The 19,214-nt window shown below is 71.7% G+C and carries 11 protein-coding genes; 4 read left to right on the forward strand and 7 right to left on the reverse strand.

Going from position 1 to position 19,214, the window contains the following annotated elements; all coding sequences use genetic code 11:
* Window positions 1–8 precede the first annotated feature (8 nt).
* Together pdxS and BWI15_RS13310 are read right to left on the reverse strand one after the other, a co-directional pair.
* Window positions 9–920, reverse strand: coding sequence for a pyridoxal 5'-phosphate synthase lyase subunit PdxS (gene pdxS, locus BWI15_RS13305; protein WP_077014607.1), 912 nt, complete (start codon window positions 918–920; stop codon window positions 9–11).
* Between the two features lie 78 nt (window positions 921–998).
* Complete coding sequence (locus tag BWI15_RS13310) at window positions 999–2,354, reverse strand: aminotransferase-like domain-containing protein (RefSeq protein WP_077014608.1); 1,356 nt, start codon at window positions 2,352–2,354, stop codon at window positions 999–1,001.
* 137 nt (window positions 2,355–2,491) lie between these two features.
* Between BWI15_RS13310 and BWI15_RS13315 the strand changes: the two genes are divergently transcribed.
* On the forward strand, window positions 2,492–2,995 hold the full coding sequence (locus BWI15_RS13315) for a hypothetical protein (RefSeq protein WP_077014609.1): 504 nt from the start codon (window positions 2,492–2,494) through the stop codon (window positions 2,993–2,995).
* 75 nt (window positions 2,996–3,070) lie between these two features.
* Here the strand turns inward: BWI15_RS13315 and BWI15_RS13320 are convergent, their stop codons facing one another.
* The 3 genes from BWI15_RS13320 to BWI15_RS13330 form a co-directional block, all read right to left on the reverse strand.
* Window positions 3,071–3,727 carry a response regulator transcription factor gene (locus BWI15_RS13320; protein WP_077014610.1) on the reverse strand — a complete coding sequence of 219 codons (657 nt, stop codon included), beginning with the start codon at window positions 3,725–3,727 and terminating at the stop codon, window positions 3,071–3,073.
* Window positions 3,724–5,190 (reverse strand): sensor histidine kinase, encoded by a 1,467-nt coding sequence (locus BWI15_RS13325; protein ID WP_077014611.1) that lies wholly within the window; start codon window positions 5,188–5,190, stop codon window positions 3,724–3,726. The genes BWI15_RS13320 and BWI15_RS13325 overlap by 4 nt, the downstream gene beginning before the upstream one ends.
* Before the next feature lie 95 nt (window positions 5,191–5,285).
* Complete coding sequence (locus BWI15_RS13330) at window positions 5,286–13,973, reverse strand: right-handed parallel beta-helix repeat-containing protein (protein ID WP_143465545.1); 8,688 nt, start codon at window positions 13,971–13,973, stop codon at window positions 5,286–5,288.
* A 206-nt stretch (window positions 13,974–14,179) separates the two neighbouring features.
* Here BWI15_RS13330 and BWI15_RS13335 point away from each other — a divergent pair, with 206 nt between their 5' ends.
* A complete protein-coding gene (locus BWI15_RS13335) occupies window positions 14,180–15,838 on the forward strand; it encodes a bifunctional 3'-5' exonuclease/DNA polymerase (protein ID WP_077014613.1) in 1,659 nt (552 codons plus the stop codon).
* On the opposite strand, the gene BWI15_RS13340 is transcribed toward BWI15_RS13335, so the two are convergent.
* Together BWI15_RS13340 and BWI15_RS13345 are read right to left on the reverse strand one after the other, a co-directional pair.
* The gene (locus BWI15_RS13340) at window positions 15,820–16,788 is read right to left on the reverse strand and encodes an RNA polymerase subunit sigma-70 (RefSeq protein WP_237771263.1); all 969 of its coding nucleotides are present in this window, start codon (window positions 16,786–16,788) and stop codon (window positions 15,820–15,822) included. The two genes, BWI15_RS13335 and BWI15_RS13340, sit on opposite strands and share 19 nt — an antisense overlap.
* The gene (locus tag BWI15_RS13345; protein ID WP_077014614.1) at window positions 16,785–17,273 is read right to left on the reverse strand and encodes a hypothetical protein; all 489 of its coding nucleotides are present in this window, start codon (window positions 17,271–17,273) and stop codon (window positions 16,785–16,787) included. Before BWI15_RS13345 ends, BWI15_RS13340 begins: the two co-directional genes overlap by 4 nt.
* Before the next feature lie 101 nt (window positions 17,274–17,374).
* Between BWI15_RS13345 and BWI15_RS13350 the strand changes: the two genes are divergently transcribed.
* Both BWI15_RS13350 and BWI15_RS13355 read left to right on the forward strand, forming a co-directional pair.
* Window positions 17,375–18,178 carry an S-methyl-5'-thioadenosine phosphorylase gene (locus tag BWI15_RS13350; RefSeq protein WP_077014615.1) on the forward strand — a complete coding sequence of 268 codons (804 nt, stop codon included), beginning with the start codon at window positions 17,375–17,377 and terminating at the stop codon, window positions 18,176–18,178.
* Window positions 18,175–19,212 (forward strand): NAD-dependent epimerase/dehydratase family protein, encoded by a 1,038-nt coding sequence (locus BWI15_RS13355; protein ID WP_077014897.1) that lies wholly within the window; start codon window positions 18,175–18,177, stop codon window positions 19,210–19,212. The genes BWI15_RS13350 and BWI15_RS13355 overlap by 4 nt, the downstream gene beginning before the upstream one ends.
* The last annotated feature ends 2 nt before the right edge of the window (window positions 19,213–19,214 follow it).

Raw genomic sequence — 19,214 nt, forward strand, 5'->3', positions numbered from 1 at the left:
CGCCGGTGTTACCAGCCGCGCTCGGCGAGCCGGTGCGGCTGGGGGATCTCGTCGACGTTGATGCCGACCATCGCTTCGCCCAGCCCGCGGGAGACCTTGGCGATCACGTCGGGGTCGTCGTAGAAGGTGGTGGCCTTGACGATCGCCTCGGCGCGCTGGGCCGGGTTGCCGGACTTGAAGATGCCGGAGCCGACGAACACGCCCTCGGCGCCGAGCTGCATCATCATCGCGGCGTCGGCCGGGGTGGCGATGCCGCCGGCGGTGAACAGCACGACCGGGAGCTTGCCCGCGGCCGCGACCTCCTTCACCAGCTCGTACGGCGCCTGCAGCTCCTTGGCCGCGACGTACAGCTCGTCCTCGGGCAGGTTCTGCAGCCGGCGCAGCTCCTGGCGGATCTGGCGCATGTGGGTGGTGGCGTTCGAGACGTCGCCGGTGCCGGCCTCGCCCTTGGAGCGGATCATCGCCGCGCCCTCGGTGATCCGGCGCAGCGCCTCGCCCAGGTTGGTCGCGCCGCAGACGAACGGCACGGTGAACTGCCACTTGTCGATGTGGTTGGCGTAGTCGGCCGGGGTGAGCACCTCGGACTCGTCGATGTAGTCGACCCCGAGGCTCTGCAGCACCTGGGCCTCGACGAAGTGACCGATCCGGGCCTTGGCCATCACCGGGATCGAGACCGCGTTGATGATCGAGTCGATCATGTCCGGGTCGCTCATCCGGGACACGCCGCCCTGGGCGCGGATGTCGGCCGGGACCCGCTCGAGCGCCATCACCGCGACAGCGCCGGCGTCCTCGGCGATCTTGGCCTGCTCGGCGGTGACGACGTCCATGATCACGCCACCCTTGAGCATCTCCGCCATGCCACGCTTGACCTTGGCGGTACCGGTTTCCGGCCCGGTCTGCGGTGCGGTGGTCTCAGTCACTTCGGGGTCCTCCTGGTCAGAGCTGGGTACGCCCTCAGCCTAGGACCCGGACCAGCGCGAAGATCAGTCCACCTCGAATCAACTGGACCGATCGATCGCGGCGGTCAGCCGGGCCACGACCAGGCGCAGCGTCGCCGGTGGCGCCGTGAACGGGATCCGCAGGTGCCGCCGATCGGTGCCGTCGGGAGTGAACAGGTCACCTGCTCCCAGCAGCAGCCCTTGCTCGCGGGCCGCCTCCAGCACCTTGCGCGCCCGCACCTCCGTGACCTCCAGCCACAGCGTCATGCCACCGGTCGGCGTCGACCACGCCACACCCGGCACGGTCTTCAGTCCGGTCTCCAGCGCGGCCAGGTTCGCCCTGAGCCGGGTCTTGCGCCGCGAGATGACCCGGTCGAGCCGGTCCAGGATCGCCAACGCCAGCAGGTCGTCCAGCGCACTGGGTGAGGTAACACTGAGGTGAGCAGCCGTGTTGATCCTCCGGCGGAGCTGTCGGCCCGTCCGGACCCAGCCGACGCGCAGACCGCCCCACACTGTCTTGCTGAGCGACCCGACGCTGACTGTGCGCGGGTACCGGCTCAGAGGATCGGCCTGCTTGCCCCCGGCAAGCCAGAGCGGCCGCATGGTCTCGTCGCTGATCAGCGCGGCTCCGTAGCGCCGCGCGATCTCCACCACCGCCGTACGCCGATCCGCTGGCAGGCTGAGCCCGGTCGGATTGTGGTTGTCGGCCTGGAGGTAGATGACCTTCGGCTTGTGGCGCCGGCACAGATGGGCGAGCTGGTCGGTGTCCCAGACGCCCGCCGGCCAGCCGACGACGTCCAGCCGGTGGTTGCGCAGCAGGTCGAACGCCGCCGGGTACGTCGGCGTCTCGGTGATGGCGACGCCCGGTCCGAGGTCCAGCCCGGCCAGTGCCGCGTTGAGTCCCGCAGCGGCTCCGACGGTCAGCGTGAGCTGGCCCGGCTCGGTCGGGACTCCCTCGGCGGTCAGCCGCTCGGCGAGCGCCGTACGCAGCTCGAGTGAGCCGCCGGACGGCGGACCGTCGCCACCCATTGCCTGCGGCAGTCCTTCGGCGACGATCTGCGCCGCCACCTCGGCCACGTCGTGTGGCGCCGCGGTGGTGGCGAACCGCAGGTCCAGCACCGGTTGGTCCCCGGCCGTCACCGTCGACACCGGAGCGATCGGGTCCAGCAGCCGATCCAGCGGCCGCACATGCGTGCCGGATCCCCGCCTGGTCTCCAGTACGCCGTCCGCCCGCAGCTGGTCGAGCGCCCTGACCACTGTCACCCGGCTCACCCCGAGCCGCTCCGCCAGCACCCGCTCGGACGGCAGCCGCGAGCCGATCGACAGGTCACCCCGCTCGATCGACCGCAGTACCAGGGCCTCGACCTGCTCGGTCTTGGTCCCGTCCGCCGGGTCCAGATCACTCCCCCGCCACATGAGTCCAGTCTCCCACCACTGGCCTGATCGTTCGCGATGAACCGTTTCTCATCACTTCTTCACGGCCCTCTCATCGCCGCTGCCGACAGTGGTTGCGTGCCGGCCGCCAGGGCCGGCCCGATCCCCGGAGGACACTCATGAAGCGCTCCATCATCGTGGCCGGAGCCGGCGTACTGGCGCTGGCCGGCGCCGTGGTCACCGCGCCCGCCGCCCACGCCGAGGAACGAGTCTGCCGCGGCACGCTCGGCGCGGTCACCGTCGACAATGTCCGGGTGCCGGCCGGCGCCACCTGCACGCTGAGCCGCACCACGGTCAAGGGCACCGTCAAGGTCGAGCGGAACGCCCGGCTGAGCACGTCGGCGGCCCGGATCAACGGCAACGTCCAGACCGAGGGCCACCAGCACGTGTACCTGTACGCCTCCACCGTCGGCGGCAGCGTCCAGCTCAAGCAGGGCCGGACCGCGTCGCTGCGCTCCAACCAGGTCAAGGGCGACGTGCAGTCGTTCACCAACTCCGGCGCGCAGAACTTCACCGCGAACCGGATCGACGGCAACCTGCAGTGCAAGTCGAACGTGCCCGCCCCGACCGGCTCCGGCAACGTCGTCGGCGGCAACAAGCAGGACCAGTGCAGCCGCCTCTGACCCGCTGAGCACCTGAACCTCCCACCCCCGGAGGAACGGTGCGCGGCGCCACCGGCACGGAACGGGGCGAACGCCCTAGACCAGCCGGTATCCGGCGCCGCGCACCGTCTCGAAACGATCGGCGCCGAGCTTGCGCCGCAGGTAGCGCACGTAGACGTCGACGACGTTCGACGTCGGGTCGAACTCGAACCCCCAGACCCGGCTGAGCAGCGTCTCCCGGGACAGCACCTGCCCCGCGTTGCGCAGGAACACCTCGACCAGGACGAACTCCCGCGCGGTCAACGGCACCATTCGCCCGTCGACCACGGCCGACCGCGACCGCAGGTCCAGCGCCAGCGACCCGCGGCGCAGGATCGCCGGCTCGCTGCCCCGGTCGTCACGCAGCCGCAGCCGGATCCGCGCCAGCAACTCCTCGAACCGGAACGGCTTGGACAGGTAGTCGTCCGCCCCACCTTCCAGTCCGGCCACGGTGTCCTGCACCGAGCTTCGCGCGGTCAGGATCACCACCGGCATCGCACTGCCCGCCGTACGAAGCCGGCCGAGCACGGTGAACCCGTCCAGCTCAGGCAGCCCGAGATCGAGCACCAGCAGGTCGAACTCGCCGGTCAAACCGTGGTCCAGCGCGGTCTGCCCGTCACCGACGACAGTCGGCGTGAATCCATGGGCTCGCAGTCCCTTCGCCACGAACGACGCGATCCGCTCCTCGTCCTCGGCGATCAGCACGCGGTTCACAACACCACCTCCTCCCGCTGCGGCGCCACCGCCGGCACCGGCGCGGCCGCCTGGGGGATCGTCAGCTCGAACGTCGCGCCGCCACCCGGCGTCGCGTGGCACCGCACCGATCCGCCGTGCGCCTCCGCGATCGCCCGCACGATGGCCAGCCCCAGTCCGGAGCCGTCCGCACGGCCGGCGCCCCGACCGCGCTCAAAGCGTTCGAAGATCCGGTCGGCGTCGGCCGCGGCGATGCCCGGCCCGGTGTCGCTCACCCAGAGCCGCACCACCTCGCCGTCGGAGGACGAGCCGATCACCACGCGGTCCTGCGGCCGGGTGAACTTCACGGCGTTCTCCGCGAGCTGAACCAGAGCCTGGGTCAGCCGCTGGGCATCGGCGACCGCCCACGCCTCCGTACGCCGGTCGATCCGCCACCCCCGCTCCCCCAGCGCCCGGGCCTTGTCCAGCACGTGGTCGGTCAGCCGCCCGATGTCCACCAGGTCGGGGCGCAGGAAGTCCGGGCGTTCGGCCTTGGCCAGCACGATCAGGTCCTCCACCGAGCGGCTCATCCGATCGAGCTCGTCCAGCAGCAGGTCACGCACCTCGGCGGTCTCCTCGGCGTCGGCCGGGTTCAGCAGCTCCAGATGCCCGCGCACGATCGTGATCGGCGTGCGCAGCTCGTGACCGGCCTCGTCGAGGAACCGGCGCTGAGTGGCGAACGCCTCCTCCAGCCGGTCCAGCATCGCGTTGAACGTCCGGGCCAGCGACGACACATCATCATTGCCAGGAGCAACTATTCGCCGGGTCAGGTCGGACTCGCTGATCTGCTGCGCGGTCTGCCGGACGTCCCGGATCGGCCGCAGCAACCGGCCGGCCGCGAGCCAGCCGACCACCGCGATCACCGCCAGCGCGGCCACCGCCACGGCCGAGTAGATCTGGAACACCTCGGTCAGTTCGGCGCGCTCGGGACCGGTGAAGTAGACCACCACGAACGTCCCCCGCTCCGGGCCGAGCGTCATCGGCACGGTCGAGTACCGGACCGGTCCGTCGGGCGACGTGTAGGCGCCCGACGACGGTCCCGGCGACCCGGTGACCAGCGCCCGGAAGACCGGATCGCTGTGCAGCGCGACCGCCCCACCGGCCGGCGAGAGCGTCCGGCCCGGCAGGTACGCCGCCAGCGTCTGGTGGTGGTCGGCCACGTTGCGCCGCAGCGCCACCTCGAACAACCGCTCCAGCGTGGTGAACTGCCCGCCGTCGCGCGGATCCACCGCCGACCGCCGGAACTCCGCGAACTCCGACACCTCCTGCGCCAGCGCCTGCTCGATCCGTACGTCGATCCGCTGCCGCTCCAGCCCGTACGCCGTCCCGGCGGCCCCCGCCATCCCGACCGCCGTCAGCAGCAGCACCCAGGCCAGGATCCGGGCGCGGACCGACCGGGTGAGGTCCGAGAGCCTCCCCCCGGCCGAGAGCGTGATCCCCGTCATTGCACTCACCGTCGCCTGCTCACTGTGCGTAGTCCATGTCGGAGCGGTCACCGGCCGGCGAACAGTCCGTGAACGGCGCCGGCCGGTGACCAGGGTCAGCCGAAGGTGATCACCAGGCGCGGTGGGTTGTCCGTGCCCTTCTCCCGGCTGTGGAACGCCTGGTCCAGCCCGCCGCCGTTCTCCGCGCTGTCGCGGATCAGGAAGCCGTGGTTGGCCCCGGCGTACATGCTCTGCAGCTGCGACACGACTCCCCACTCGACGTAGCGGTTGCTGGTCGGCGAGGCTGCCGTCACCGCTGTCCCGGTGGTGGCCGGCTGGTTGTTCCAGGTCACGGTGGACTCGGTCCAGGGCCCGTTCGTGCGCAGCGCCTGCAGTGTGCGTCCCGCCTTGTACGACGTGGCGTACAGCCGCAGCTTCGCGTCGGTGATCGAGCACCCGGGCGGCACGGCCGGCAGGTTGAACCGGACCATCGCCCGGGCGTTCGCCCCGGACTTGGTGTCGACCTTCAGCACCGAGTCGGTGCCGTAGTTCTGGCCTCCGGAGCTCTGCAGCAACCAGCTGTCCGCCGCCGCGCCGACGGTCACCGTGCCCGGCGTACAGACCGGTGCCGGGGTCGCGACCGTCCAGGTGTGCACCGCCGGCGTCGCGTCGACCAGCCCGCTCGGCTCGACGGCGTACACCCGGAAGTTGTGGCTACCGATCGCCAGCCCGGTCACGGTGACCGGTGAGGTACAGGCCGCGTAGGGGACGCCGTTCAGGGAGCACCTGAAGGTGGAGCCGGCCTGGTCGGCGCCGAACGCCAGCGTCGCCGTCGTACTGGCCGTTGTGGCGGCCGGTCCGGACGTGATGGTGGTGTCGGGCGCGGTGACCACCGTCCAGCTGCGGACGACGGGCACGGCCTCGGTGTTGCCGGACAAGTCGGTCGAGCGGACTCGCAGCTGGTGCGCTCCCGGCGCGAGACCCTGCACCTGGTGCGGCGACTCGCAGGGCGTGAAGGCCGCGTTGTCCAGCGAGCACTCGAACGTCGCGTACGGATCGTTCGCGGCGAAGGTGACCGTCACCTCGGTCGCCGCGGTGGTGGCCGGCGGTCCGGACGCGAACGCCGTCAGCGGCGCCACCGTGTCCCCGGTGAAGGTCCAGGTGTGCCGGACCGGGGTCGGGTCGACGTTGTCCTCGACGTCCACGGCCCGGATGTCGACCGTGTGCTGCCCGGGCGTCAGCGGCTCGGGCAAGTCCGGGTTGGGATAGCTGTGCGGGCTGGTGCACTCGGCGAAGTCCGCCTCGTTGTCACTGTCCAGCCGGCACTCGAAGGTCAGCCCCTGCGGGGACGTCACGTTGTCGGTGCCGGTGAAGACGAACGACGCCGTGCCACTCGGGCTGGCCGGACCGGTGGTCAGCACGGTCTGCGGCGGCACGGTGTCGAGCGGCGGGTCGATCTGCCACTCGTGCACCCCCATCTCGTCCGGACCCGACACCACCCCGTCGAGGTCGGTCGCCTGGATCCGCAACGAGTGGTCGCCGACCGCCAGCCCCTCGTAGGTCACCGGCGAGGTGCACTCGGTGAACGTCGCCAGGTCGAGCGAGCACTCGTACTTGGCCACCGCCTCGTTGGCGATGAACGTCACCGTCGCGTCGTTGCTGGTGGTCGGATCGGCCGGACCGGACTGGATGGTGACCACCGGCGGTCCGGTCCTGGTCCAGCTGTGGACGGCCGGACTGGCGTCGGCGTTGCCCTCCGGGTCGATCGCCCGGACCTGGAACTCGTGCGCGCCGTACGAGATCTCGGCGTACTCCTGCGGCGAGGTGCAGGCGGTGAAGGCGGCACCGTCCAGCGAGCACTGGAAGGTGGTGTCCGGCTCGGTGCTGCTGAAGGTGAACACCGCGTCCTCCAGCGGCGTCTGCGGCGCCGGTCCGGTCAGCACCTTCGTGTCCGGCGGTACGCCGGGCGGCGGCAGCTCGATCACCCAGACGTAGCTCGCCGGGGTCGGATCCACCTTGCCGGCGAGGTCGACGGCCCGCACCTGGAAGGTGTGCGTGCCCGGCGCCAGGCCGGAGTACAGCCGCGGGTTCTCGCAGTCGGTGAACGCACCGGTGTCGATCCGGCACTCGAAGGACAGCTCGGTCAGCGGAGTGTTGTCGTCGATGCCGGTGAACAGGAAGGCGGCCGAGCGGCTGCCGCTGGGGTTCGCCGGGAAGTCCAGCAGTTCGGTGTTCGGCGGCGCGACCTCCGGCGGGACGGGAGTGCCGCCGCTGCAGTCGACGTTGTGGCACTGGGTCGGTTCGCTGTTGCCGACGGCGCGGTTGCTGCCGCCGTCGACGGTGCCGGTCTCGGCGTGGATCCCCCAGCCGTCGTTGCCGTTGGCACTGTTCGCGGTGACCGTGTGACCCGCCTTGTTCACCGCGATGCCGTCGCCGGCGTTGTCGTCCGCGGTGTTGCGTTCGAGCAGGTTGCCGGGCAGCGCGGACCCGGCCGTCACCTCGGCCTCGACCGCGATGCCCTCGGACGCGTTGGCCGACGCCTCGTTGCCCACGACGACGTTGCCCAGTGACAGCGCGCCGACCGAGATGCCGGTGTCGGAGTTCTCGCTCGCGGTGTTCGACTCCACCCGGTTGTTGCCGGACTCGTGCAGGTCCACGCCGCCGCCGTTGAAGCGCAGGTCGTTGCCCCGGACCACTGTGTCGTCGGCACGTTCCAGCACCACCGCGGACTTGTCCAGCTGGTGGGCGATGTTCGCCACCACCTGGGTGTCGTCGGAGTCGACCAGCTGGATGCCCGACTCACCGTCGCGCACCGTGTTGCCCTCCAGCCGGTTGGCGTGCGACCCGGCCTGGACCAGGATCGCGGTCTTCGCGCCGGCGGTGACCGAGTTGCTCACCACCGTGTTGTTGCCGGACGCATCGAGCAGCAGGCCGGTCTCGCCCGACCCGGTGACCGTGTTGCCCTCCAGCGTGTTGCCACTGGAGGCGAGCACCTGCAGGCCCTGGCGGGTGCTGCCGCCGATCGTGTTGCGCAGCACGGCCGCCCCCTGGGTGCCGCCCTCGAGGCTGATGCCGGAGCCGTTGCCGGCCAGCGTGTTCTCGCGGACGATGTTGCCGTTGCCCCCGCCATCGGCGTCGGTCAGCTGGATCCCGGTCTCCTGGTTGAGCCGCACGGTCAGCCCCCGGACGATGCCGAGCGCCGTCCCCGCGGTCAGCTGGACGCCGTGGTCGAACTCCTGCACGGTCCCGCCGGTGACGGTGACCGCGTCGAAGCCGGGATTGCGGATGCCCGCGCCCTGACCGGTGCCGTCGACGACCGAACCGTCCAGATCGACGGTGATGCCGTTGGCGCCGATCACCAGCCCGTCGTTCGGGCAATTGGTCAGGTCGTTGGTGATCAGGCTGCTGCGGGTGAGGACCTGACCGCAGGTCGCCGCGACCGGAACCGGCGCCGCACTCACGGTCCATCCGTACGCCGCCGGCGTCGCGTCGGTGTTGCCCGCCGCGTCGGTGGCCCGGACCCGGAAGGTGTGGTCACCCACGGGCAGGCCGGTGAGCTGGTGCGGCGAGGTGCAGGCCGTGTACGCCGCGCCGTCCAGCGCGCAGGTGAACGTCGATCCGGCCTCGGACGAGGTGAACACGAACGTCGCGGCGGTCGCCACGGTGGTCGCGTCGGGTCCGGAGCCGATCAGCGTGTCCGGCGCGGTCGTGTCGGCCGCCGGCTGCCCGATCGTCCAGATCCGGGTCGCCGGGGTCGGGTCGACGTTGCCGGCCAGGTCGATCGCGCGGACCTGGAGGGTGTGCTGGCCGAGCGCGAGACCGGTGTACGTCTTCGGCGTCACGCACGACTCGTACGCGCCGGCGTCGAGCTTGCACTCGTAGCGCAGGTTCGGGCCGGGCGTCAGGTTGTCGCTGCCCCGGAAGCCGAAGGTCGCCGTCGTGCTCGTGCCGACCAGCTCCGGCCCGGTGTGGATCGTCGTACCGGGCGGCAGACTGTCGGTCCCCGGCGGAGCCGGTACGACGGTCCACGTGTAGGCGGCCGGCGTGGCGTCGACGTTGTCCGCCGGGTCGACCGCGCGGACCTCGAAGGTGTGTTCACCCGCGGGCAGGAAACCGAAGCCGACCGGGGTCGGGCAGTCCGTCCAGGAGTCGCTTCCGGCCGGAGCGTCCAGCCGGCACTCGAACCGCAACGCACCGGAAGGGGCGAGGTTGTCCGTGCCGGTGAAGGTGAACGTCGCGGTCGCGGAGCTGCTGCTCGGGTCGGTGGGACGGGTACTGATGGCGGTGTCCGGGGCGGTCGTGTCGGGCAGCTCCGGCGGCACCGGCGTACCGGGCCCACAGGAGACGCCCTCACACTGATCCTCCTGACCATTGCCGTTGGCAAGGTTTCCGCCACCGTCCACCACCGGCTCGGCCGCCTGGATGCCCCAGGCGGCGTTGTTGTGCGCCCGGTTGCCGGTCAGCGTGTGCCCGGCCGCCGTGCTGATCCCGTCGCCGAGGTTGCTGTGCGCGGTGTTACCGCGGACCAGGTTGCCCGCGGCGGGGTCGCCGTTGGCGTCCAGCGCCTCGCCGAGCAGCGCGATGCCGTCGGCACTGGTCGCGGTGGCGAGGTTGTCGAGGATCCGGTTGCGGAACGAGTCGTGGCCGACGGTGACGCCGGTGCCCGAGGTACGGCTCGCGTCGTTGTCCTCGACCAGGTTGTCGGACGAGGCGTCGAGCTCGACGCCGCCCGGGTTGAACCGGACGTCGTTGCCCCGGACCACCGAAGCGCTCGCGCCGGACAGACTGATCCCGCTGTCCGAGGCCAGATAGGCCGCGTTGCCGAGCACCTGGTTGCCGTCGGACTCGTCGATCGCGACGGCGGCGTCCCCGGTCCGGCTGAACGTGCTGTTCTCGACCCGGTTGCGGTGCGCGCCGTCGGTGATCAGTACGCCGGCGTCACCGGTGTCGCTGAGCGTGTTCGCCACCAGCACGTTGCCGGTCGAGCCTTGCACCAGGATGCCGCCGTCACTGCTCAGCAACGGATCGCCGGTGACGCCGCTGATCCGGTTGCCCGCGATCCGGTGGCCGCCGCCGGACCACGCGTGGATCGCGGTGGCCCGGTTCCCGGTCAGCACGTTGTTCTCGACGACACTGTGCTCGCTGCCGTTGACCAGCGCGACGCCGGTCTCGTTGCCGGTCAGCGTGTTGCCGAGCACCTTGTTGCCGTTGCGGCCGTCGTCGGCGTCGGACAGCTCGATCCCGGCGACGGCGTTGCCGCGCAGGGTCAGCCCCTGAACGGTGCCGAACCGGGAGCCGGCCATCAGCTGCACGCCCGACCCGAACTCGCTGATCGTGCCGTTGCGGACGACCACCCCGGCGTACCCGACGTTGCGGACGCCGGCCGGCAGACCGCCCTCGGGCAGCTCGACCGGTGAACCGGGCTGATCGGGGAAGTAGCCCGGGCCGTCGACGGTGTGGCCGTTCAGGTCGACCAGGATGTTCGGCGCGCCGATCACCAGGCCGTCCAGCGGGCAGTCGGTCAGGTCGTTGAGCAGCTTCGTGCTCTTGGTCAGGACCTGTCCGCAGCTCACCGTCTCCGGCTCGGCATCGGCCGGTGGTGGCGGAGGCGGCGTACCGGGTCCGCCGAAGCGCAGGACGAGCTGGGGCCGGGTCGGCGGTGCCGCCGGGTCCTGGTCGGCCTGCCGGCTGGTGAAGTTCTGCTCGGCGCCCGGATCGGCCTCTTCCGCGGTGTCGCGGATCAGGAAGCCGTGGTTCGGTCCGCCGGCGAGGACGGCCGCGACCTGGCTGGTCAGGTTCCACTCCCGGAAGCCGGAACCGGAGGTCGCGTCGACCGCCGGGCCGGTGGCGGCCGGCTGATTGTTCCAGGTCACCGCGGTCTCGTTCCACGCCGAGTCGACCGGTACGGCGGCCAGCGTGCGGCCCGCGTCAGCGCTCTCGGAGTTGAGCCGCAGCGTTGCCGAGGTGAGCTCGCAGCCGTCCGGCAACGCACCGGGCTGACCGAACCGGACCAACGTGCGGGCGTCGGCGCCCGGACTGGCGGAGCGCACGGTGAGATCCGGCAGCGCTCCGAAGTTCTCCACCGGACTGCGCTCGTCGACCCAACTGTCGGCGACGGCGGTCAGGGTCACGTTGGCCTCGTCGCAGTCGGCCGGCGACGCGACCGTCCACGTGTACGACGCGGGTGTCGGATCGACGTTGTCCATCTGGTCCGTCGCCCGGACCTGAACCGTGTGCTGGCCAGGTGTGAGGTTGGAGAACGTGGCCGGATGGAAACACTCCAGCCACGCCTCCTCGTCCGTGCTGTCCAGCCGGCACTCGAACTCGATCAGCGCCGGAGGGGTCAGGTCGTCGGTCGCGGTGAAGCCGAACGTCGCGGTCCGGCCGCTGCTCGGGTTCGGCGGGGTCAGCGTGAAACTGGTCTGCGGCGCCGTGACGTCCTGGCCGGCGACGAACTCGTGCACGGCCGGCGTCGGGTCGACGTTGCCGGCCCGGTCCACCGCCCGGACCTCGATCCGGTTGTCGCCCTCCTCGACGCCGTGCACCTCGTACGGGTTCGGGCAGCCGGCGAAGGCGAACTCGGGGTCGGGCGGCTCGGTCGGGTCCGGCGGCGGCTCGGTCGGGTCGTGGTGCAGGATCCGGCACTCGTACAGCAGTTCGCCCGCGGGCGTCACCTGGTCGGTGCCGGCGAAGCGGAACGTCGCCGACTCCCCCACCGCGGCCGGCGGATTGATCAGACTGGTGTTGGGCGGCGTCACGTCCGGCGGGCCGAACGGGCCCTCGTGCTCGTAGGCTCCGATGTCGCAGGTGGTGCTCTTCGGCCGGGTGACCCCGCGCTGGTCGGTCGGCGGGCACGGTGAGACGCCACCGTCGACCGCGAAGCTGTCGGCCCGCAGCGCCTGCGTCATGGTCCGGCCGCCGTTGTCCGCGACCGCGTCCAGCCGCGGGTCGCCGGCGTTCGTCCGGTCCCGTGGGCCGCGGAACCCGCAGCTGTCGGCCGAGTCGAGGTTGCCGCCCTCGGACCCGATCGCGAAGTTGCACCCGGCCCCCAGCTGGTTGCCGCCGACAACGGTGTTGCGGAACAGCACCGACGGACTGGGCAGCACCGGGAAGTTCGGCGAAGTCACCTCACCCCCGACCCCGCTGGCCACCGGCGCGCTGTTGTGCGCGATGGTCGAGCTGACCACTCGCACCGACGAGTCGGAGTCGACGTAGAGCCCGCCGCCCCGCACCTGCGCGTAGTTGCCGCTGATCGTGGTGTTCTCGTACGTCGCCTCGGCGTCGCCCAGGCCGTACACGCCGCCGCCGAGACCGCTGTCCTCCTCGGCGCTGGACCGCGCGCTGTTGTTCCAGATCGTCGAGCGGACCACCCGCAGGGCGCCGTCGGCCTCGTTGGCCAGCCCGCCGCCACTGGCCGCGGTGTTCGCGCTGAGCGTGCTCTCGAGCAGCGTGAAGTCGCCGCTGCCGTCGCTGGCGACGCCGCCGCCGTTGCCGGTCGCGCGGTTGTTCTGGATCACCAGGCGTTCCAGGCCGACGCGCTGGCCGCCGTTCGCCAGGCCGCCGCCGTCGCCGGCTGTCGTGTTGCCGGTGATCCGGCTGTCCCGGACCGTCACCGACCCGTTGCTGCCCAGCGACACCCCGCCACCGGGCCCGGTCGCGCGGTTGCCGCTGAACGTCGAGTCCGCGATGGTGACCGCGCCGGAGCCACCGGCGTCGATGCCACCGCCACCGCCGTCGCCCGACACCGGATCTCCCGCCTGGTTGCCGGTCACCGTCACGCCGGTGATCGACACCGGACCTTCGGTGTCGGAGGACAGACCGCCACCGGAGCCGCCCGCGACGTTCTGCTGCAGCGTGCCGCGGGCGAGGCTGACGGTGGTCTTCGCGACCGCGGCCACCGCGCCGCCGTACTCGGCCGCCGTGTTCGCGGTGAAGGTGCTGTCGGCAACGACCAGTTCGCCCTCGTGGCCGACGAAGATCCCGCCGCCCGCGCCGGAGGCTTCGTTGCCCTGGAAGGTGGCGTGGCTGATGGTGGCGATGCTGGGCAGGCCGTCGGGGCCGGGCTCCCCGCTGTTGAACAGTCCGGCGCCGGTGCGGGCCTCGTTGCCGGCGATGCGGCTGGGCGCTGCCGACGTACCGGTGACGGTGAGGGCGCCGAGGGAGGTGGCGATGCCACCGCCCTCGCCGTCGGTCCGGTTTCCTTCGACGGTGACACCGGTCAGCTCGAGCCGGCCGGTGCCCTCGTTCGCGATGCCGCCGCCCGTGGTGGTCGCGGAGCTGTCCAGGACGGCGACGTTCTGCAGCCGGACCGTGCCGGTGGAGGCGTTGAGCAGACCGCCGCCCAATTCACCGTGACTGCCTTCGCGCAGGGTCAGTCCCGACACGGTGACCGCACCCGCGTCGGGGTGGATCTCCAGCACGCGGTCGATCCCGTTCGCGTCGACGACCGCCGTACCCGTGGCCAGGATCGTGATCGGCCGGGACAGGTCGAGGTCACCGTTGTTCGCGCCGTTGTCGCCCTGACCCGCGAGCGTCAGCGGGTAGGTGCCCGCCGGGACGTGCACGGTGTCGGCGACCGTGGTGGCGTTCGACTCCTGGATCGCCGCGCGCAGGCTGCAGGCGCCGGCCGCGGTGGCGCACAGCCCGTTGCCGATGTCGGAGTCGACCTGGTCGGCGGTCGTGGTGACGGTGTAGACGGAGCTGGCGACCGCCGGCGTCGCGGGAACCGCGACCAATCCGACGACGAGCGCGAGAGCGGCGGCGACCGCGGCCACGCTCCGACGAGTACGCAGAGAACTGGACATGGCTGTATCCCCCTCCTGGCAGGGGGGTTCCCCACCCCCCTTCGCACGCCGGAACCAGCCCCCACCGGTTGAACCCGACGCTCGGGATCCTAGGAGTGCCTAACCCTGCGCGCAGGGTTCATGAGGAGACTCTCACCGAGATGAGCCGTTTCTCATCGACGCCGGTGCCCGCGGAGTCTGTCGGTGGCGGGTGCGAGGATCATCGCGTGGACGAGCGGTGGGCGATCGCGCCGGCGGAGGGTGGTGGGGCGCTGCTCGTCGCCCTGCACCCGGACGGGCAGCCTGCCGGGGAGATCGTTCACGAGCCGGATCTGGCCGCGGCGGTCGCGTCGCGGCCTCAGGTGACCCGCTGGGTCTGGCGGTCGACGGCCGAGATCTACCCGCGGCTGCTGGCGGCCGGCGTACGGGTGGAGCGGTGCTACGACATCGAGACCGCCGAAGGGCTGCTGCTCGGCCATGCGGGACGGCTCGGCGAGCCGCGGTCGGCGGCGGCTGCGTGGGCACGGCTGACCGACCAGCCGGTGCCGCCCGATCCGCCGATGCGTGCCACCGAGCCGGGTGGTGAGCAGTCGTCGCTGTTCGACATCGAGACCGAGCCGCTGCCGTTCGAAGCGCTGCTGCGGGTGTACGCCGACCAGCTGCGTCGGCACCACGACACCGAGCACCCCGAGCGGATGCGCTTGCTGACGGCGTCCGAGTCGTCGGGCTGGCTGATCGCCACCGAGATGGATCGCGCCGGTCTGCCCTGGAGCGCGGAGGACCACCGGGCCCTGCTGACCGAGCTGCTCGGTGAGCGCTACGCGGGTGGCGGCGAGCCGCGGCGCCTGACCGAGCTGGCCGAGCAGGTGTCGGAGGCGTTCGGCCGACGGGTGCGGCCGGACCTTCCGGCCGACGTACTGAAGGCGTTCAAGCAGGCGGGGTATCAGCTCAGCTCGACCAGGCGGTGGGAGCTGCAGACCATCAACCACCCGGCGGTCGAGCCCCTGATCGAGTACAAGAAGCTCTACCGCATCTACACGGCGAACGGCTGGTCCTGGTTGCACGACTGGGTCCACGACGGCCGCTTCCGTCCCGGCTTCGTCCCCGGTGGCACGGTGTCCGGCCGCTGGGTGACCAACGGCGGTGGCGGGCTGCAGATCCCGAAGGTGATCCGCCGGGCGGTCGTGGCCGACCCCGGCTGGCGGCTGGTCGTGGCCGACGCGTCCCAGTTGGAGCCGCGGGTGCTGGCAGCGATCTCGCGTGACGAGGGCCTGATGAAGGTGGCCGGTGACGCCGCCGATCTCTACAAGGCCGTGTCGGACACCGCGTTCTCCGGTGACCGGGCCAAGGCCAAGCTGGCCGTGCTCGGCGCGATCTACGGCCAGACCTCCGGCGACGGCCTGAAGAACCTCGCCGATCTGCGCAAGCGGTTCCCCAAGGCCGTCCAGTACGTCGACGACGCGGCCCGCGCGGGCGAGGAGGGCCGCCTGGTCCGCACGTGGCTCGGCCGCACCTGTCCGCCGTCGGGCTCCCAACTCGACGCCGCCCAGTTGGAGGGTCCGCCGGCCGACGAGCCGCAGGTGGACGGACGCCGGGCCCGCGCCCGGGGCCGCTTCACCCGCAACTTCGTCGTCCAGGGCAGCGCCGCCGACTGGGCGGTGCTGATGATGGCCGCGCTGCGCCAGTCGATCGCCTCGCTCAAGGCCGAGCTGGTCTTCTTCCAGCACGACGAGGTGATCGTGCACTGCCCGGCCGAGGAGGCCGAGCAGGTCGCCGCCGCGATCCAGGCCGCCGGGGATCTGGCCGGCACGCTCTGCTTCGGTACGACGCCGACCCGCTTCCCGTTCGGCACGGCGATCGTCGAGTGCTACGCCGACGCCAAGTAGCCCGGCAGCCCGAAGCGCGCGAAGTCGACGTTCTCGAAGGCGGTCATCTCGGCCACCAGCCCCTGCTCGATCCGGAACACCACGACCGCGAACGGCTCGAACCCACGACCACCCTCCAGGTACGCCGCCACCGCCGGCTGGCGGTTGACCCGCGCCGCCTCGAACCGCCAGCGCCCCCGATTGGCCGGACCACCGGGCTCGAAGTTCGCGGCGAACACCTGCTCGGCCTTGTCCCGCCCGCTGTACCAGAACGGGTACGGCGGCATGGTCACCCGCACGTCCTCGTGCATCAGCGCAGCCAGCCCGGCAGCGTCGCCCGCCTCGAACGCCGCCATGTACTTCGCCACCAACTTCTCCTCCGCGGCGGACGGCTCCGCCGACCACTCCGTACGCCGAGCCGGCAGGTGCGCACGCAGGACCGGCCGCGCCCGCTGCAGCGCCGAGTTCGCCGCCGCGACGGTCAGGTCGAGCACCTCCGCGGTCTCCTTCGCCGACCAGCCGAGCACGTCCCGAAAGATCAGCACCGCGCGCTGTCTGGGCGGTAGCTGCTGAATCGCGGTCAGGAACGCCAGCTCGATCGTCTCGCGCCGGATCACCTGCGCGTCCGGCTCCTCGGCCCGGTCGAGCAGCAAATCCGGGAACGGCTGCAGCCAGGGCAAGTCGTGGCGGGCCGGCAGCGCCTCGGCCGGGAACGACTCCGGCTCCAGCTGGTACGGCAGGACGCGCGCAGGACGTCGTACGTCGTCGAGGCAGGCGTTGGTCGCGATCCGGTACAGCCAGGTGCGCAGGCTCGAGCGGCCCTCGAATCCGGCCCGGCCACGCCAGGCCCGCAGGTAGGTCTCCTGGACCAGGTCCTCGGCGTCGTCGTACGAGCCGAGCAGGCGGTAGCAGTGCACCCGCAGCTCGTGCCGGTACCGCTCTGCCTCCTGCTCGAAGGTCTCGTCGATCAACTGCCGTCCTCCAGCTCGATCGTGCTCGGCATCGGCGCGTGGCCGGCCAGCCGGAACCAGGTGACCAGCCGCCGGGTGCGGAGGTTGCGGGTCGACACCACGATGTCGTTGTGGAACCGCCGGGCCAGCTGCACCCGGCGTACGGCGGCTGCCAGCTCGCCCGCCCACGGTTGCTCGTCGGTGTCGATCGCGGCGATGGCTCTGGTCAGCGCGGACTCCCGCTGCTCGCGCTCCTCGTCCGGCGCGGTCCTGGCCCGGTGCGCCGCGTCCAGGAGCAGCAGCGACGACGCCGGGTCCAGTACGTCGCTGACGGCCAGCTCGGCGACCAGCGCGGACCGGCGGGCCAGCTCGGTGTCCAGCCGAGCCCGAGCGGTGGCGACGCGGTGGTGCAGACGGTCGAGGCGGCCGGCCGTCCAGCTGCCGTAGAAGATCACCAGCAGCAGCACGACGGCGCCGATCAGCACCAGTACGCCGGAGAGCTCCACGGCCCCATTCTCACGGGCTCCCGGCGGTGAGCTCTTACGGGGCGCTGACGGTCCGCCCGGAAGCGGCAACGGCCGCGCGGGCAGCCCCTAGGTTCGGAACCATGGCAGAGATCGGTGTGATCGGTGGTTCCGGCTTCTACTCGTTCCTGGCCGACGCGCGGCCCGTCACGGTCGAGACGCCGTTCGGCCCACCCAGCGAGCCCCCGGTGGTCGGTGAGGTGAACGGCCGCGAGGTGGCCTTCGTCCCGCGCCACGGCGCCGACCACCGGCTGCCGCCGCACCGCGTGAACTACCGCGCGAACCTGTGGGCGCTGCACTCGCTCGGCGTCCGGACCGTGCTCGGCCCGTGCGCCGTCGGCTCACTGCGCCCCGAGCTGGTCCCCGGGACGATCGTCGTGCCCGACCAGTACGTCGACCGCACCTGGGGCCGCGAGCACACCCTGTACGACGGCCCGCCGCGCCCGGTGGTGCACACCTCCCCCGCCGACCCGTACTGCCCGGCCGGCCGCCGTACGGTTGTTGCTGCTGGCAATGACATCGTGGACGGCGGCACGATGGTCGTGATCAACGGCCCGCGCTTCTCCACCCGCGCCGAGTCCCGGTGGCACGCCGCGCAGGGCTGGTCCGTGGTCGGCATGACCGGCGCGCCCGAAGCCTCGATCGCCCGCGAGCTGGCCGTCTGTTACACCTCCGTCGCCGTCGTCACCGACCACGACGCCGGTGTCGTCGCCGGCGAGGGTGTCACCCAGGCCGAGGTGTTCGAGGTCTTCAGCCGCAGCATCGAACGCCTCAAAGCCCTGCTCGGTGCCGTGATCGGCGAGCTCCCGACCGGCGACTGCAGCTGCCACCACTCCCTCGACGGCACCGCCGCGGAGCACCTGTGGACCGCGGCGGTGGTCCGATGAGAGTCCTGGTCACCGGCGGTGCGGGTTTCATCGGCCGCCACGTCCACACGCAGTTGCTTGCCGAAGGCCACGACCCCGTCGTACTGGACTCGCTGCGGCAGGATGTGCACAGCACTCCACCCGAAGACCTGGCCGGCCTGATCGTCGGCGACATCCGCGACCCGGACACAGTCGCCACCGCGCTGCACGGCGTCGACGTCGTCATCCACCTGGCCGCGAAGGTCGGCCTGGGGGTGGATCTCGACGACATCGACGACTACGTCTCCAGCAACAGCCTCGGCACCGCGGTCCTGCTCAAGCAGCTCGCGCACAGCCAAGTCCGCGGTCTGGTCTACGCCAGCTCGATGGTCGTGTACGGCGAAGGCCGCTACGAGTGCGACCGCCATGGCGTGGTCGCACCCGGCCCCCGGCGTACCGAGGATCTGGACGCCGGCCGCTTCGAGCCGCCCTGCCCGCTCTGCGGTGCGCAGCTGCGACCCGGCCTGGTCGACGAGACCGCACCGACCGACCCGCGCAACACCTACGCCGCCACCAAGCTGAACGGTGAGCACCTGGCGGCCGCCTGGGCGCGGGAGACCGGCGGCCACGTCGCCGCGATGCGCTTTCACAACGTCTACGGCCCCGGCATGCCCCGCGACACCCCGTACGCCGGGGTCGCCTCGCTCTTCCGCTCCGCGCTCGCCCGCGGCGAGGCCCCGCGGGTTTACGAGGACGGCGGCCAGCGCCGCGACTTCGTGCACGTCCAGGACGTCGCCACCGCGGTGACCACGGCAGCCGCCGGCGTCACGCAGGCGCAGCACCCGGCGCTCACGGCGTACAACGTGGGGAGCGGCGCCGTGCGGACGATCGCCGACCTCGCCACAGAGCTGGCCAAGGCCTGCGAGGGACCGGCACCGGTCGTCACCGGCCAGTACCGCCTCGGCGACGTACGCCACATCACTGCCAGCTCCCAGCGCCTGCGCGACACACTCGGCTGGAAGCCCACCTACGACCTGGCCTCAGGCGTCGCCGACCTGGTCCGCTCGGGCCGGTAGGG

It is taken from the genome of Kribbella sp. ALI-6-A, from assembly GCF_001984195.1.
In the GTDB taxonomy this organism is placed as follows: domain Bacteria; phylum Actinomycetota; class Actinomycetes; order Propionibacteriales; family Kribbellaceae; genus Kribbella.

Bases quoted from the DNA above. Each gene is read 5' to 3' on its own strand.
- BWI15_RS13310 (WP_077014608.1), bottom strand. From the start codon at position 2,354: ATGTGGCGGGGGAGTGATCTGGACCCGGCGGACGGGACCAAGACCGAG.
- BWI15_RS13330 (WP_143465545.1), bottom strand. From the start codon at position 13,973: ATGTCCAGTTCTCTGCGTACTCGTCGGAGCGTGGCCGCGGTCGCCGCC.
- BWI15_RS13355 (WP_077014897.1), top strand. From the start codon at position 18,175: ATGAGAGTCCTGGTCACCGGCGGTGCGGGTTTCATCGGCCGCCACGTC.
- BWI15_RS13325 (WP_077014611.1), bottom strand. From the start codon at position 5,190: ATGACGGGGATCACGCTCTCGGCCGGGGGGAGGCTCTCGGACCTCACC.
- BWI15_RS13315 (WP_077014609.1), top strand. From the start codon at position 2,492: ATGAAGCGCTCCATCATCGTGGCCGGAGCCGGCGTACTGGCGCTGGCC.
- BWI15_RS13350 (WP_077014615.1), top strand. From the start codon at position 17,375: ATGGCAGAGATCGGTGTGATCGGTGGTTCCGGCTTCTACTCGTTCCTG.